Source organism: Desmonostoc muscorum LEGE 12446 (genome assembly GCF_015207005.2).
Taxonomy (GTDB): Bacteria; Cyanobacteriota; Cyanobacteriia; order Cyanobacteriales; family Nostocaceae; genus Nostoc; species Nostoc muscorum.
In genome coordinates, this window is the sequence record NZ_JADEXS020000001.1 from 6,985,756 (window position 1) to 6,999,540 (window position 13,785).

14 protein-coding genes and 1 pseudogene are annotated in these 13,785 nt (G+C 42.6%); 7 read left to right on the top strand and 8 right to left on the bottom strand.

What is annotated here, in order from left to right:
* Positions 1-27: 27 nt before the first annotated feature.
* The 5 genes from IQ276_RS29055 to IQ276_RS29075 all read right to left on the bottom strand — a co-directional run bounded on the left by IQ276_RS29055 (position 28) and on the right by IQ276_RS29075 (position 4,339).
* Positions 28-375, bottom strand: a complete 348-nt coding sequence (locus IQ276_RS29055; protein WP_190882589.1) for a hypothetical protein — start codon at positions 373-375, stop codon at positions 28-30.
* An 11-nt stretch (positions 376-386) separates the two neighbouring features.
* Positions 387-860: a phage tail protein gene (locus IQ276_RS29060; protein ID WP_073640606.1), complete on the bottom strand. Its 474-nt coding sequence runs from the start codon at positions 858-860 to the stop codon at positions 387-389.
* Between the two features lie 408 nt (positions 861-1,268).
* The gene (locus IQ276_RS29065; RefSeq protein WP_073640605.1) at positions 1,269-1,748 is read right to left on the bottom strand and encodes a phage tail protein; all 480 of its coding nucleotides are present in this window, start codon (positions 1,746-1,748) and stop codon (positions 1,269-1,271) included.
* 59 nt (positions 1,749-1,807) lie between these two features.
* A complete protein-coding gene (locus tag IQ276_RS29070) occupies positions 1,808-3,463 on the bottom strand; it encodes a phage tail sheath family protein (protein WP_190882588.1) in 1,656 nt (551 codons plus the stop codon).
* 30 nt (positions 3,464-3,493) lie between these two features.
* The gene (locus tag IQ276_RS29075) at positions 3,494-4,339 is read right to left on the bottom strand and encodes a Pvc16 family protein (RefSeq protein ID WP_190882587.1); all 846 of its coding nucleotides are present in this window, start codon (positions 4,337-4,339) and stop codon (positions 3,494-3,496) included.
* Positions 4,340-4,493: 154 nt separating this feature from the next.
* Here IQ276_RS29075 and IQ276_RS29080 point away from each other — a divergent pair, with 154 nt between their 5' ends.
* Together IQ276_RS29080 and IQ276_RS29085 are read left to right on the top strand one after the other, a co-directional pair.
* Positions 4,494-4,643: a hypothetical protein gene (locus tag IQ276_RS29080; protein WP_235116069.1), complete on the top strand. Its 150-nt coding sequence runs from the start codon at positions 4,494-4,496 to the stop codon at positions 4,641-4,643.
* Between the two features lie 516 nt (positions 4,644-5,159).
* Positions 5,160-5,378: pseudogene (locus IQ276_RS29085) on the top strand (IS4 family transposase); the annotation flags it as partial.
* A 136-nt stretch (positions 5,379-5,514) separates the two neighbouring features.
* On the opposite strand, the gene IQ276_RS29090 reads toward IQ276_RS29085, so the two are convergent.
* On the bottom strand, positions 5,515-8,400 hold the full coding sequence (locus tag IQ276_RS29090; RefSeq protein WP_193923770.1) for a glycerol-3-phosphate acyltransferase: 2,886 nt from the start codon (positions 8,398-8,400) through the stop codon (positions 5,515-5,517).
* A gap of 397 nt (positions 8,401-8,797) precedes the next feature.
* Positions 8,798-8,974 carry a hypothetical protein gene (locus IQ276_RS29095; RefSeq protein WP_171974087.1) on the bottom strand — a complete coding sequence of 59 codons (177 nt, stop codon included), beginning with the start codon at positions 8,972-8,974 and terminating at the stop codon, positions 8,798-8,800.
* Between the two features lie 231 nt (positions 8,975-9,205).
* On the opposite strand from IQ276_RS29095, the gene IQ276_RS29100 reads away from it, so the two are divergent.
* The 3 genes from IQ276_RS29100 to IQ276_RS29110 all read left to right on the top strand — a co-directional run bounded on the left by IQ276_RS29100 (position 9,206) and on the right by IQ276_RS29110 (position 11,498).
* Entirely contained in the window at positions 9,206-10,174 is a 969-nt protein-coding gene (locus IQ276_RS29100) for an SGNH/GDSL hydrolase family protein (protein WP_193919472.1), read from the top strand.
* Between the two features lie 118 nt (positions 10,175-10,292).
* Positions 10,293-10,703: a hypothetical protein gene (locus tag IQ276_RS29105; protein WP_193919456.1), complete on the top strand. Its 411-nt coding sequence runs from the start codon at positions 10,293-10,295 to the stop codon at positions 10,701-10,703.
* Between the two features lie 12 nt (positions 10,704-10,715).
* On the top strand, positions 10,716-11,498 hold the full coding sequence (locus IQ276_RS29110) for a pentapeptide repeat-containing protein (RefSeq protein WP_193919458.1): 783 nt from the start codon (positions 10,716-10,718) through the stop codon (positions 11,496-11,498).
* A gap of 21 nt (positions 11,499-11,519) precedes the next feature.
* On the opposite strand, the gene IQ276_RS29115 is transcribed toward IQ276_RS29110, so the two are convergent.
* On the bottom strand, positions 11,520-12,140 hold the full coding sequence (locus tag IQ276_RS29115; protein WP_193919460.1) for a hypothetical protein: 621 nt from the start codon (positions 12,138-12,140) through the stop codon (positions 11,520-11,522).
* 235 nt (positions 12,141-12,375) lie between these two features.
* Between IQ276_RS29115 and IQ276_RS29120 the strand changes: the two genes are divergently transcribed.
* Entirely contained in the window at positions 12,376-12,996 is a 621-nt protein-coding gene (locus IQ276_RS29120; RefSeq protein ID WP_193919462.1) for a hypothetical protein, read from the top strand.
* Positions 12,989-13,747 carry a pentapeptide repeat-containing protein gene (locus IQ276_RS29125; RefSeq protein ID WP_193919464.1) on the top strand — a complete coding sequence of 253 codons (759 nt, stop codon included), beginning with the start codon at positions 12,989-12,991 and terminating at the stop codon, positions 13,745-13,747. Before IQ276_RS29120 ends, IQ276_RS29125 begins: the two co-directional genes overlap by 8 nt.
* Positions 13,748-13,785: the final 38 nt, after the last annotated feature.

The following is a 13,785-nucleotide window of genomic DNA, read 5'->3' on the forward strand; positions in this document are numbered from 1 at the left end:
CATCTTCCCCATACCCCAGTCCCCAATTCAATTCTGAAGCAGTGGCTCAGGAGAATTTACTGTCTCTTCTGATGAAGAAGTTTCGCCTTCCAAGCCATTAATTCGACGATAAAAATCTTGGAGATAATTTAAATCCTGGGCAAAAAAGTTTTCGACTATTGCAGGACTGACATCAGATAAAGCACCCAGGTGGGTTATCACGCGCGACAAGATGATAATTGTGGCATAAACTGGATTGGCTTTTACCCTTGGGTCACGCAAGGGTGCAATCTCGTCTATCGCCGTTGATAACCGCATTACACCTTTCCGGTGAAGGTTGCCTTCAGAGTCTAGATATCCCTTAGGCAATATAAATTCAAACTCTGTGGGAAACATATTTCTCCTGATTATTGCACGCGTTTAAATTCCTCAAAAGCAATCTCCAACTCCTCAATTTCTACTTCATGACTGTTAGCGTTGACATCAGCAATTTTGTAACTAGTAGGCCAAGCACCAGCTAATTCAAATCTAGCTTGTTCTCCAGATGCTTGATCGTAAATAGATAAAGAAATAAATTCACGTTTTTCGGCCCACTTACCTGTTTCAACTTCTTCAAACCACTTCCATAAATCTTTGGATTTGTTCAAACCTTTACGCAGAGTAATATTGCCACTCTTAGCATTGCCAGGAAGTTTAGTTCTAACGGCTTTACCTTTTGAAGCAGTCCCCCATTTTTGAGAAGTTACTTCACAAATTTCAATTACTTCCTGGGTTCTTTTGAAGCCTTGGCATTCTAAAAAATAGCCATCGCTATCATTTTTGCCTATGTCTAATCTTAAAAAGAAACGATAATTTGTGAGAAATTCAGGTATTTCAGCCATTATTTTTCACACTATAATTTTTAGGAGTCAGAATTCAGAATTCAGGAGTCAGAATTCAGGAGTCAGAATTCAGCATTGAATTGGAGTCCGACACAACGACAGATGGTAGTTGAATCTGGACTTTACTCGATTTGGGCGCAGTCGAAACTCAGTGCATTGCTGGGTAATGAATATTAGTTGAAAGCCTTGCTCCTTGTGGGCGAAACAAAATTAAAATATTTTTCCTCTTTTATACTCCATCCCTTGATGGGTGGAGTATTCACCAATTCTGTTAGCGCAGCCCATTCAGAATTCAGAATTCTGATTCCTGTTTTATTTAGCAGTCAAGGTTGCTATCAATTGATGATAACAACCTACTGCCAAACATAGACAGCTAATTTTGAACTTAAAAAAACTAAATTTTTAGTTTTAGCCTGCTTTTACTTCTTTTTGCTGTGCGATGATTTCATAACCCTCAATCGAAACTTCAATCTTCTCTGTTGCAGGGTCATTTTTCGACACATCGAATTCTGGACCTGTATATGATTCGGGGAAACAAGCTTTCAGGTTATAACGGATTACTTCAGTTTTCTTATCTTGGGTATAACCAACAACTGAAATAGCTTTGCGGTTTTCATCCCATTGACGAGGTTTTCCATCTTCGCTACAAGCTAAAAACCATCTGTGTAGGCTTTCGTCACCATTGTAATTCATGGTAATTGTGACATTATTAAACTCAGCCTGTCCAGGAAGATTTTGACGCATTGTCTTACCATTTTTACTTGAGCCTCTAACGCCTTTGGTGGCATTATTTTTTGCTCCCAATCCGGTAACTGATTGAACGAATTTTTCAGTGATGCCATCTGCTTCAAAATAGAATACAGAGGCGACTACATATTCTCCAGCCATATTTCATCTCCTAAATAAGTTAAAAATTTGTCATTAGTGATTTGCCAATGCCCAATGCCCTATTGCTCATCAAGTGCATTCCATTGACTGATGCGGAAGATGACAAACTCCGCTGGTCTAACGGGACAAACACCTATTTCGACATACAAACGACCTAAAATTATGGTTTCTGGTGGATTCAATTCGGCATCGCATTTCACATAAAATGCTTGTTCTGGTGAATCCCCAAATAAAGCACCCTCACGCCAAATTCGCTCTAAAAAGTTACTGACGGTACGTCGGACACGCGCCCACAAATCTTGGTCGTTGGGTTCAAAAACTACCCATTGAGTGCCTAGTTCAATTGATTTTTCTAGATAACTAATCAACCGCCGGACGCTGATATAACGCCACTCTGTTTTATCTGGCTCAACTAAAGTACGCGCACCCCAGATGCGGATACCTCGATTTGGGAAGCTGCGAATGCAGTTGATACCAAGGGGGTTCAATAGTTCCTGTTCGCGGAAGTTGGTGTCGTAACCCAAACCAATTACGCCTCTGGGTACTTCATTTGCAGGTGCTTTGTAAACTCCTCTAGTTTCGTCGGTGCGTGCCCAAACACCCATCACATGACCGCAAGGAGGTACTAAAATGGGATTACCGCGATCGCGTGGATTTGGAACTTTGATCCAAGGATAATAAAGGGCGGCAAACATCGAACGACGGTTAAATCTATTCAACCAATCAACCACATGTTGAGGTTTAACAGCGTCCGGTGGTGCATCAAGTACAACCATGCGGTTGGGTGGATTAGGAATATCACCACTGGCGGAACCTTCGCACATGCTAATCATCAGTTCCATGATGCCGTGGACTTGATCCAAATTCAGCACTTGCTCTTGATAAGCCCGCATCAAATCAGGACAAGCCAGCATTGTGATTTCATCAATTTCAAAAATACCGCGTACCCCGGTGCGATCGTCCCGTACCCCTTCTAAATCTCGTGAAAATCTATCCGGTGGAGTGGCAACAATGGGCGGTGCTAGTTCGTACTGGCCGTTAACCGGACGCCGAGTTAAAGGCTGTCCGCTTTGAGTAATGTCTTCTACGATGACATACATGGAATTTCTCAAAGCCGCCAGCGCATAAGTCGCAACCTGACCAGGTTCGCGGTTCATGGTCAAGTTTTCGTATTGCTCTAAAAGCTCATCTCCCCGACGAATCTGGATGGTGAAGTATTCCCCGGTATTTGGAGGAGCTTCTCCTTCAGTACCTTCAGGTAAAGCACGAGGAGAACCATCGATAATAATAATATTTACTAATCCGCCTGCTGCTTGTTCGGGGCGCAAAGTAAAGCGCAAGGCTGGACGATTGCCACGAGAGTTGATTCGGATGTTAGCAGGTTCAGGATTTGCGGGTTTGGGTGCCCCTGGTAATTGAGTACCGATGCTAGTTACCCAGCAGCGACCGCCACCATTCATGAAGTAGCCGTAGACTGCAAAGGGTAAATAAGCGTTGAAATCGGTGAACCCATCAGAATTAGGACGAGCAAAATAGTTGAGATATTGCGTCCAATTCGTCACCAGCATCGGCTTAAATAGCTCAGCATCATCTCGAACATCTTCTGTAAAACCGACAAAACCGGCAACTGCTGTGCTAACACCTTCAATCGGTCGGCTCCCTCGGTCAAATTCTTCAATATAAACACCAGGAGCAAAGTAATCAAGTCGAGCCATGAGAGTCCCTCCAAGTCAGTAAAAACTTAATTATTCAGGAGTTAGAAATATCTCTTTGAAAGTATGACTTTGGTCATCTACCAATGCATTAACATTCTGGGGTAAATAGCCAGGACAATCTATATTTAAAACATAGTTACCCATCTCAAGGTTTTCAAAAAAGAACAGCCCTTCTTTATTGCTTTCCATGAATTTTTTACTTCGCAGCAAAGTAACTTTTGCCCCCATTAATGGCAGATTTTTCGTTGCACTCTTGACAACACCTGCAATTACTACGCGCCTGCTCATAATTTGGGTGCTACCATTACCGTTCCCGTGCATTTGATTTCGCAGATCGAAAATTCGCTCCCAAACTAAAGGTACTGTGGTAGATTGGGTATCAAGAGGTACGGTGAGTGTTAAATATAAGGCTGAACGCAAAGGTACATTAAGAGCGCTCCATAAGCTGCCAGGCTCAACTGACGGTTGTAGTCCAACCATCATTGGCAAACTACCATAGCCCCGCAATTCCGGAACTAAAAACTCCTCCTCTAAAGCTCGATGGCGCATAAGTACCCTCAATGCTTCACTGAGGAAGTGATGCTCGCCTAAAGTCGTCCTATCCCAAGCTGTTAATAGCAGCGAAACATCAAACCAAACAGGTGCCCAATTGACGATGCCGGCTTGCAGATGGCGTGTAATATTACGTTCAACTTGCCTTCCGGCCTGTTGGAACTGCTTACTCTCACGAATGTCATAAATGTATAAATTGAGAGTCGGACCGGCTCCTTCTTCCCTGCGATTACTGGGATGGCTGAAGTCAATCTGCTCTGTACTGGTAAGTGAAGTTCCTCCAGCTAAAATTTCCGCTAAAGTTTGAAGAACGAAGATAAGCATGAAGGTCTTGTGCTGGTAGCTAATTCCAGATGCATCTAGGTTATCTGTATCACCGTTGTAAAGTAATTAGACTTTTGTCGATATTTTTGAATGGGGTATGGGGCATTGGGGCATGGGGCATTGGAGATTGAAAAATAGTAGTCCCATATGTCAATTGATGAGAGTAGGGGAAAAACATCATGACCCCGATACAAATCTCGTCGAGTTAGACGAACGGATGCGCGAAATTTGGGGAGAGCCAGAGGATGCTGTGGTGTTGCCGCTGTCGCTGATTATACAGCGTGTTCATCTAGGACATCCTTAAATTAAGATGAGGAAAAAAAAATCAAAAGTCTAGAGCAAAATGATTTTTACCTTTGACTTTTGATTTATGTAAACGTGCTAAACTTTCGTGCTGTTTAGTCATTTCACGCATCAATTTACAGCATATTAACTAGATAATCAAGGGTTTATAGAAAACATCGTACTTTTCTTACTTTTCTCAATAAGTTAAGTCACTAAAATTTTTGTTTTTCTCCTCGTGTAGTTAAAAATTAATGAGTCATATCATGTCCAATTGATTACTTATTAAACCCGAAGAACCCCACCCCGCCAAAGCTACGCTTTGTCTCCCCTCCTCTTAGCAAGGCTACGGTGTACACACAAATCGAATTACTCCCCTTAATCCCCCCGATATATTGGGGGGAAACAGGAAATCTAGTTCCCTCCCCTTTATAAGGGCAGGGTTAGGGAGGGGTAAAACCTTGGTTAATCACCTATTTCAGACTTGTGTGTACCAGATGCGGTACAACATTATATCGATGTGGCATAGTTTACCGCCGTAGGCATCGCTCTCAACCAACCTTTAGACCGAATTTCTACAGAAATGGTGTTTCGTGCTTTATACCATTTTTCCAAAGCTGTTCTCCGTAGTGATGCCAGTGAGGCTGTTCCTTATCTTGTTGAACATCAAAAGCTGTTTGGATTAATCAAAACTGGGCGTAAGCGCCATCGAGACATTGACGCTTACACCCAACAAATTTGGGCAAAATCTTCTTAAGTTGACACCAATGGGCACTGCCGTGCCCCTAGCCAGTCTATTTGTCGCATTCTTTTTTCAAATTCGTATTATTTATCAAGGAGAATTCTCCGCGTCAGAGCGTCAGTCTACATGATAAGTATTCAACCAGTAATAATCATTCGGGTCTCAAATCGTTGGATAATTCCACAATACCCCTAGTTCCATCAATCCGTACCCGTTGACCATCTTGCAATAACCATGTAGCACCCCGAACATCCATTACTGCGGGTATCCCGTATTCCCGTGCAACGATCGCACCATGAGAAAGTCGCCCGCCAGCTTCGGCAATCAATCCTCCAGCCCTTAATAACAATGGTGCCCAGCCGGAATCTGTGTAAGGTACTACCAAAATTGTATCCCGGTCAATTTCCGGTATGTCTTGTAAATTTCGCAACACCTTCACTCTGCCTTCGACTTGACCGTGACTTGCTCCAATACCTTGTAAAATTTGGTCAGAGTAGAGGGCAGAGGGCGCTAGGGGATGAGGGGGTGTATTGCCGTAGACTACAAAAGGTACTTGAGTAATCTCGCTATCTTGGAAGAATTGCGATCGCCTAAATTCCACTAACTCAACTAACTGTTCAATTAAGCTGGAATCTCCACCCCCAACTAAACGCCGCACTTCATCAAAGTCTAGAAAAAAGATATCGCCTGTTTTCTTGAGTAAACCAGACTTTAACCAAATTTTCTCTAAAGCGACAAAACTCCAACGCAATTCAGCCAAAAGCCGTGAATAAACTTCGGTGACTCGTCCTTTGATATCCACACGCCGTTGCACAAACCCGCGTTTGCGAAAGATGCTGTTGTTGGCATCTTTGGCGCCTACTTGTAGTTCGTTCCCCTGGATTAACTGCACAAACATCTGCTTGATGAGTTGGGGATTCTCCCGCCAAGTGGGAACGGAAATATCAGTTCCCACTTCGCTTAAATAGCCGTAATCCTGAAGCAATTCGTCAAATTCTTGCAGGATCTTCTTTCCCTCTGGGGTTTGGTTTAATTCTTCAAACACCTGCTGCGGCTCAAACTTAGATAATATCTGCTTGGCATCTGCGGCGATTGCAGCCAGCGATCGCAATGCTGCTACTTCTGGGGTGACGCTGTTATCAATTTGCTTATCCTTCACCCGAAAAATCGCCTGTCTCAGAGCAGCACTCAAGGGAGCTAAAATGCTGTAATACGTCCCTTGACGCAGCAATTCTAAGATCAAGTCAATTCTTGCCAACAGTTTCGACGGTTCCAACTTATTTATATCTTCCTGCGCCAACTGGGACAACCCAGGAATGAAGCGTTTGTGATAATCCCGCTTGAAGTCTTTTTCTAAATTTAACTCTCGCTTGAGTAACCTTCCTAGTCCTGGGAAATTTTCCCAAGTTGACTTCCAAGATGGCTTACTCATTTTAGCTCCCCTGGTTAAAAACTCCAGACTTTCCGGCGGCAATCCCATGCGAATAAAAATATCTCCTAAGAGGGATGCGTTAAAGTAAGCTTGGGAGTAATGCAGAGTTGCTGTTTCAGTAAAATCTAACCCGGAAGCGCGATCGCCCAAAACTAGAGTGAAAATTTCTCCCCAAACTCCACAAGTTAAAGGACGATTAATCGACCATGTTAAGGGGTGAATTACTCCCGGAATCACTTCGGCGGCGATTTTCCGCGTCCAGATGGGTAGCAGAGTGGTGATTGGTCGAGATTGCAATACCCAAAGCGTTTGACCGTCGTAACTCCACTCAATATCTTGAGGAGTGGCATTGTAACGTTTTTCCAGTCGGTAAGCCAAGTATGCAACTTGCTTGATTAATGCTTGGGGAACTCGTCCTTCACCCTCCAATTGCACAGAGGAAGAATTTTCTGCCTCAAAAACAAAAGCGCGATATTGTTCTGGTGTGACTTTTCCGGAAACGACTTGTGTGGCGCTGCCTGGGAGGGCTTCAATAATAATGGCATCACCTTGCTGGGTAATAGGATCGCGGCTGAAAGCGACGCCAGAAAATACACTTTGGACTTGTTGTTGAATCAGCACACCCATTGCTGTGTCATTTAAACCGCGATCGCGCCTATATTGTACAGCAGAAGGATGATTGTAGGAAGCTTGCACTTGGGCGATCGCTTCTTGCAGGGCTTGGGGACTGGTAACATTTAAAACTGTTTTATACTGCCCAGCCGCAGAAGCGTGTTCTGAATCTTCGCCAATGGCAGAAGAACGCACCACCAAGGGAGATAATTCTGATGGCTGGAGAAATTCTGTCAACAACTCAGGATCGTCAATGGGGGCAAGTACCCAACCCTTGGGGACTGGGTAACCCCAGCGTTTAATTTGAGATAATGTCGCTGCCTTTTCGCCGACGATGGCAGCATCCAACTCTTCATCTAAAGAAACCATAGCGCGATCGCCGCTTAAAAATTCCAACATCGCTTGCGACTCTGTTTGTGCTTCTTGGGCTGGGAGATTCATATCATCAGGAATTTTTGTGTAAATCCAGCCCATTAAACCAGCTAAAGCAACAGCAGCAAGCATTCTGGGGATATCGCTCAGGTGCAGAAGCGTCACAAACAGAGGAAACAGCAGCAAAACCCCAAATTTGACTACCTGTCTGGAGTGGAGAATTGAAAAGCTAATACCTGCAAAGAAAAATACAAATATTGCCACCAGTGGATCATGTACCACAAATCCCCAAACGACATTTGTCGTACCTGCGCCTCTGCCTATCCAGTATCTACCGATTACCAGAGCAATGAGGGCGACTAATTCCCAAGATGAACCATCTGGGAAGAAAGCACGGCTAATTAAGACTGCCGCAACACCTTTAAAAGCTTCTGACAAAACTGCCAGAATTCCTACAAATGTACCCCCGTGATAGAAAGCAGCTGATACGCTGATGTTTCCTGTACCAACTTGTGATAATCGCTTACGCTTGAGGGCGTAAGTAACCCATGCAATCAGGGGTAATCCGCCCAAGAGGGGGCAGGCAATTAAAATAACTAAGACACCCCAAAGTTCAAACATTCTGGATTTTGGATTTTAGATTTAAATGTGCCATCTAAAATCTCAAATCTCAACTCTAAAATTTTTATGAAATTTTTGATGGTTATCAGAGCGTTTGGAGTCAGGAGTCAGAATTCAGGAGTTAGGAGTTAGGAGTTAGGAGTTAGGAGTCAGGAGAATATTTGATGAATGAATATACCAATCATACTAGACTCCTTATACAGACAGAATATCTTAAGTTGCTCAAGTACACAAACTAGGTTTTTAAGCCAGCCGTCAAGCCCGTCTTACTTCTGAATTCTGACTTCTGAATTCTGACTTCTGAATTCTGACTCCTGAATTCTGAATTCTTCTTTAAGGACACTTGGCGAAGACGGAGACCGTTTAAGACAAGTGTCCTTCTAGGCTACTAATGGTTTTAGTTTAGCGCATAGGCGGCTTGCAGCGCCCAGATGATGAGAGCAGCGATCGATCCCAGAAGCAACACGGTAGAGATAGTGACTACTTTTGGGGAATCTGCACCCTCAAACTTCATAATTCCTCGATTTAAGTCGGACACAGTTTTGTAATCCTCCTCTGTTACGGCATGAAACATTTGTCCGTTTTGATTGTAGTCGTTAAATTGGCGGATAACGTTAAATCCCTAATATTATTTTGTTTAAGCTTTGCAATTTTTCCATCGCCACAATTACTTACTTATCCGGGGTGATTGGTCTGATTTATACAAATTGGGGAGTGGGGAGATGAGGGGGATGAGGGGGATGAGGGAGATGAGGGAGACGCGGGGAATAATAAAGGACAAATGACTAATGACTAATGACTAATGATGAAAATATTGGTGTTCGTAATTTTGGCGGTGGTTGTGGGGTTGTTTGTGCTGTTAGAGATAGGATTGCGATCGCTCTTTGGCTTTGGTAATCCCCTGATTTATGTTCGTGATGAGCAAATTGGTTATTTGTTGGCTCCTAATCAGCGTACCCGTCGTTTTGGTAATCGCATTGAAATTAATCAGTATTCTATGCGAGGTAGTCCCATTGCCAAGATGCCCGCACCTTCGACGCTGCGAGTCCTACTGTTAGGTGATTCCATTGCTAATGGTGGCTGGTGGACTGATCAAACTAATACAATATCCAGTTTGATGATGCGTTCTCTGGCATCATCAACTAACAGTAATTATCAGGAAGTAGAAGTGCTAAATGCTTCAGCTAATTCTTGGGGTCCAAGGAACGAATTAGCTTATTTACAGAAGTTTAGCACTTTTAACGCGCAAGTAATAATATTACTAATTAATACCGATGATTTGTTTGCAACTCCTCCGACTTCTTTACCAGTGGGACGCGATCGCAACTATCCAGATAGTAAACCACCCTTGGCATTAGTGGAAGTCTGGCAGCGTTATCTGACTAAGCAAAAGGCGATTCCGGAGTTGAAAGCAGTGCATAATGAAGCAGGCGATCGCGTGGGGATTAATCTGGAGGCGATCGGTAAAATTCAAGCGCTGACTCGCCAAACCAACAGTGAATTTTTGCTGGTTATGACTCCCTTGTTGCGAGAAATTGGCGAACCAGGTTCCCGCGATTATGAAATTCAAGCACGCCAACGCTTGAGCGATTTTACTAAAGCGCAGCAAATTAACTATATCGATTTTTTACCGATATTTAATTCAAATACTGAGCCGAAAAGTTTGTTTCACGACCACATTCACCTTAACTTGCAAGGGAATAAATTTGTGAGTGAAGTTATAGAGCGATCGCTTTTACAAATCTTAAGCCAGTCTCATTCACAGATTCTTTAGTCTATACTGCTCCTAGTAAACTTTTCCTTTAATTTGCATAAGTCAAATGCGGCAAGTTTCCTGACAAAATCTCAATTCCTGTTACAAAACTTAATTAGGAATTATTTAATAATTCGGTATGACTCAGCCGCCGAACCCGCAGCCACCATCATCGCCAACTCCTCCAGCGGAATCTCCTCTGGCAAGTACGCCATTAGGGAGAAGCACCAAAAACCTTGTGATGAGCGTTTTAGAGTTTGTAGATCAGTTATTCTATTTATTGATGGGGGAGTTGGGGAGAACAGTATATGCTTCTATTCAGGATGCGATCGCTCTAAGTATTCTCCTACAAGTTCCTGGATTCATTGGCAAAGTCATTATCGGTAAAGATTTCTCTAGTTTTGATGTTTGTTTAAAAGAAAATCCTTTCGGTGCATCTTGTTTGGCTTGCTTCATCATCGTGACATCTGATTTTTTGTTATGGATTGTTCTCGCTGGTCGGATAATTGCTCGTTTTTGGGCAGATATAAAGAATTTGAGGAAACCATAGGAGTAGCATGATATGGCCGTAACTACCCGCCATCAAATCAGTCTTTACGAAGAAGCAAAAACCGGATTGCATTCTTTAGTTAAACAAACGGCTCAAGTGGGTGCAGGTTTTTTAATCATGTTGCTGGTTACAGGTGGTAAACCACCAGCGCTCACTTTAACATTAAGCTGTATTGCAGGCATTGGCTTTGTTGCTTGGAGTGAAGAAAAACGAATAACCAAACAACGAGTTATGGCTAAAAACTTTGTTACTAAAGAGGAAATTCCAGAGCAGTTTAAGCGCCTGCTAAAAACAGAAACAAATAACTTTCTTGAATTAGTTAAAAGTGCTGAACTCAATCCATCCGAAGATTTAGTGGGAGCTGATTTAACTAAGACTAAAGCAACTGGTTGCAACTTTAGGGGTTTTAATTTCAGTGGTGCTAATTTCAGTGAAGCTGACTGGAGTCGAGCCGACTTAAGTAACACTAACTTAAGTCGTGCTAACCTACGGTCTGCTAAACTCAGCCGTGTCAATTTAGCGGGTGCTGACTTGAGCAATGCACTATTGATAGATACCGACCTAAGTCACGCTGACATCAAGAATGCCAATTTAAGCAGTGCTGATTTAATTAATGTTGACCTCAGCAGTGCTGACTTAAGTGGTGTTAACTTAACTAAAACAAATTTGAGCAGTGCGATAGTAATCAATGCTCAGTTTGGTTCTAATGCTGGACTTACTGATGATGAGAAATCTGACCTAAAAAACCGAGGCGCAAGGTTTCCAGAAAATGAACTTGCTTCCGTGCAATTTTAGAGCAAGATTGTGATTTTTGTTTCAAGTTTCTCGAATCCAAAGTGCTAATCCTCCTCCACGACCACGAGCTGCAATGAAATCTTCTGTGATTAAAAAGAAGGCAAAAAAGGGTAGTTTAGCTATGGGCTGGCTATAGAAATCTTCTGTTTGAACTTTAGCAGAGCGGATTGGTCTGTTATAAACAAGACGACCAAACAGACTAATAAACATGTGGTTAAAGTCAAATGCTAATAAATTTTTCTTACCTAAATATTGCACTGGCCCCGTGAGTTTAAACACGACTGGGCTAAGTTTAACCTGATTAGCTATTTCGCCTTTACCTAAATTCTGTTCTAAATTTGCACTAAAGGAAATATGAATTTCGACAAATTTCGGCACATACAAACCCTTGCCTAATACAATTCCCCCTCGTTCTCTAACTTTCTTAGTGCCAGTAGCAAAGCAAAGTCGCCATTTTCCCAGAAGAGACTCAAAAGGATAACTCAGCCGTTGCTGCTTGGCAGCTTTTTCTGCTTGTAACAAGGCATTTACTAATATTTCAGCACTAGGGTGTGTGCCTTTTTGTCCTCGATACGCAGCCGTAGCTTGAGATAGCACGGTCATAAAATTAGGTGTAGCTGTAGATGTCAAATCAGCCGTCATGAAGGCATTTTGAATTTAACTTTCTGATAGATTGTAGCGTTCATCTCTTTTGTTTACTTTATCAGTTGCTATTTACAGTAGTTTGTAACTTAATAATGTACAGAATTTAGACCTCAGAGCCAGATATAAACCCTGATTTACTCCTGAATTCTGCTTTAAATACAGCGTACTGTGTCACGTTCTCATGTTAGGGTATATACCAGGAAATTTATAAAATCCTGAGTCCACCTTAACAATGCAACAACCTCTGCCGACGACACCCCAACCCTTGCATGAAAACAGGTATCCAGATTGCTTGCACATGGAGTTAGAAGCAACACCAGTTAAATCTAACCAAATTGACTTACCTGTAACCATCCACTTTAACGAACAGTGGGAACCATTACTAAATGGGCGTGTTAAGTTTGGCTTGAAAGGTGGAGAACTGAAACTTAAGCTGGAAAATGGTCAGATACCTTATGAGTCGCGTCATCTAACTGAGCGAATAGAGCTTTCTATCCAAAACCAGACAGGAGAAATAGAAGCTTTTCATTTGCCCAGTGTATGTCAGGTAACAAGTAATAATTCGGAATCAAACCCCACTTGGGAGTTTGAACTAAAGATGAATGGGTCAGTTTTGAGAGGCTCAATCCAGAAGGAAAATCTAGGGACTTTAAACTTAACTGATAAACCTTGCTATGTGGAAGCGACTTTTGAAGTTTCGCAGCGATATGTGCATTTGACTGATGCCGAGGAAATATATCCAGAAGATATCAGCCGTAATAAACAGATAGTATTAGAGATAATAATCAGAAAACATCTTTTAGAGAAGAAGTTACAACCTTATCTCAGTCGAGCAGAGTTGCACTATGACTGATGAAGAATCTCAAAAAGAATTTCAAGACTTAATCCAGCGAGTTGTCGAGGCAAAAACTGATAACTTTTCTGCTCTGGTAAAAATTGCTGGTCTCAATCCTGCTGAAGATTTTGCAGGTGCCGACCTGAGCATTGCCGACCTGAATGGTGCTAACCTAAGTGGTGCTGACCTAAGTGGTGCGAACCTGAGCGGTGCTGACCTAAGTGGTGCGAACCTGAGCGGTGCTAACTTGAGCGGTGCTAATCTGAGTCTTGCCAACCTGAAGGATATCAAGCTGAGCCTTGCAAAGAAGTTGAGCCTTTTCAAGAGGCTGAGCCTTGCCGATCTGAGGGATGCCTACTTTAGAGGTGCTAACCTGAGCGATGCTAACCTGAGTGATGCCGACTTGAGAGATGCTAACCTGAGCTATGCTAACTTGAGCCGTGCCAATCTGAGAAACGCCAAACTGAGCAATGCTTATCTAAAATCGGTCAATCTGAAAGATGCCAGACTTGTTAAAACTCAATTAAGTAATTCTGATCTATCTGGTGCAGTATTAGTTAATGCTAATTTGATTGGCGCTGACTTCAAGAATGCCAGATTATTAGGGGCTAATTTAAATCAAGCTGACTTGAGTGGTGCAGAAGTAACAAATGCCCAATTCGGAGATAACACAGGGATTTCTCAAACTCTGAGGCGTGAGCTAATCCAAAGAGGAGCTATTTTTGAAGATTCTCCAGGCGATCGCTCTGAAGTTCCGACTCGTGTATAAATAGATGTGTAGCCATATTTCAAAAGTGCGTAGTTTAC

Bases quoted from the DNA above. Each gene is read 5' to 3' on its own strand.
- IQ276_RS29095 (WP_171974087.1), bottom strand. From the start codon at position 8,974: ATGTTTCATGCCGTAACAGAGGAGGATTACAAAACTGTGTCCGACTTA.
- IQ276_RS29120 (WP_193919462.1), top strand. From the start codon at position 12,376: ATGCAACAACCTCTGCCGACGACACCCCAACCCTTGCATGAAAACAGG.
- IQ276_RS29115 (WP_193919460.1), bottom strand. From the start codon at position 12,140: ATGACGGCTGATTTGACATCTACAGCTACACCTAATTTTATGACCGTG.
- IQ276_RS29065 (WP_073640605.1), bottom strand. From the start codon at position 1,748: ATGGCTGGAGAATATGTAGTCGCCTCTGTATTCTATTTTGAAGCAGAT.
- IQ276_RS29105 (WP_193919456.1), top strand. From the start codon at position 10,293: ATGACTCAGCCGCCGAACCCGCAGCCACCATCATCGCCAACTCCTCCA.
- IQ276_RS29100 (WP_193919472.1), top strand. From the start codon at position 9,206: ATGAAAATATTGGTGTTCGTAATTTTGGCGGTGGTTGTGGGGTTGTTT.
- IQ276_RS29075 (WP_190882587.1), bottom strand. From the start codon at position 4,339: ATGCTTATCTTCGTTCTTCAAACTTTAGCGGAAATTTTAGCTGGAGGA.
- IQ276_RS29060 (WP_073640606.1), bottom strand. From the start codon at position 860: ATGGCTGAAATACCTGAATTTCTCACAAATTATCGTTTCTTTTTAAGA.
- IQ276_RS29055 (WP_190882589.1), bottom strand. From the start codon at position 375: ATGTTTCCCACAGAGTTTGAATTTATATTGCCTAAGGGATATCTAGAC.
- IQ276_RS29070 (WP_190882588.1), bottom strand. From the start codon at position 3,463: ATGGCTCGACTTGATTACTTTGCTCCTGGTGTTTATATTGAAGAATTT.
- IQ276_RS29090 (WP_193923770.1), bottom strand. From the start codon at position 8,400: ATGTTTGAACTTTGGGGTGTCTTAGTTATTTTAATTGCCTGCCCCCTC.
- IQ276_RS29125 (WP_193919464.1), top strand. From the start codon at position 12,989: ATGACTGATGAAGAATCTCAAAAAGAATTTCAAGACTTAATCCAGCGA.
- IQ276_RS29110 (WP_193919458.1), top strand. From the start codon at position 10,716: ATGGCCGTAACTACCCGCCATCAAATCAGTCTTTACGAAGAAGCAAAA.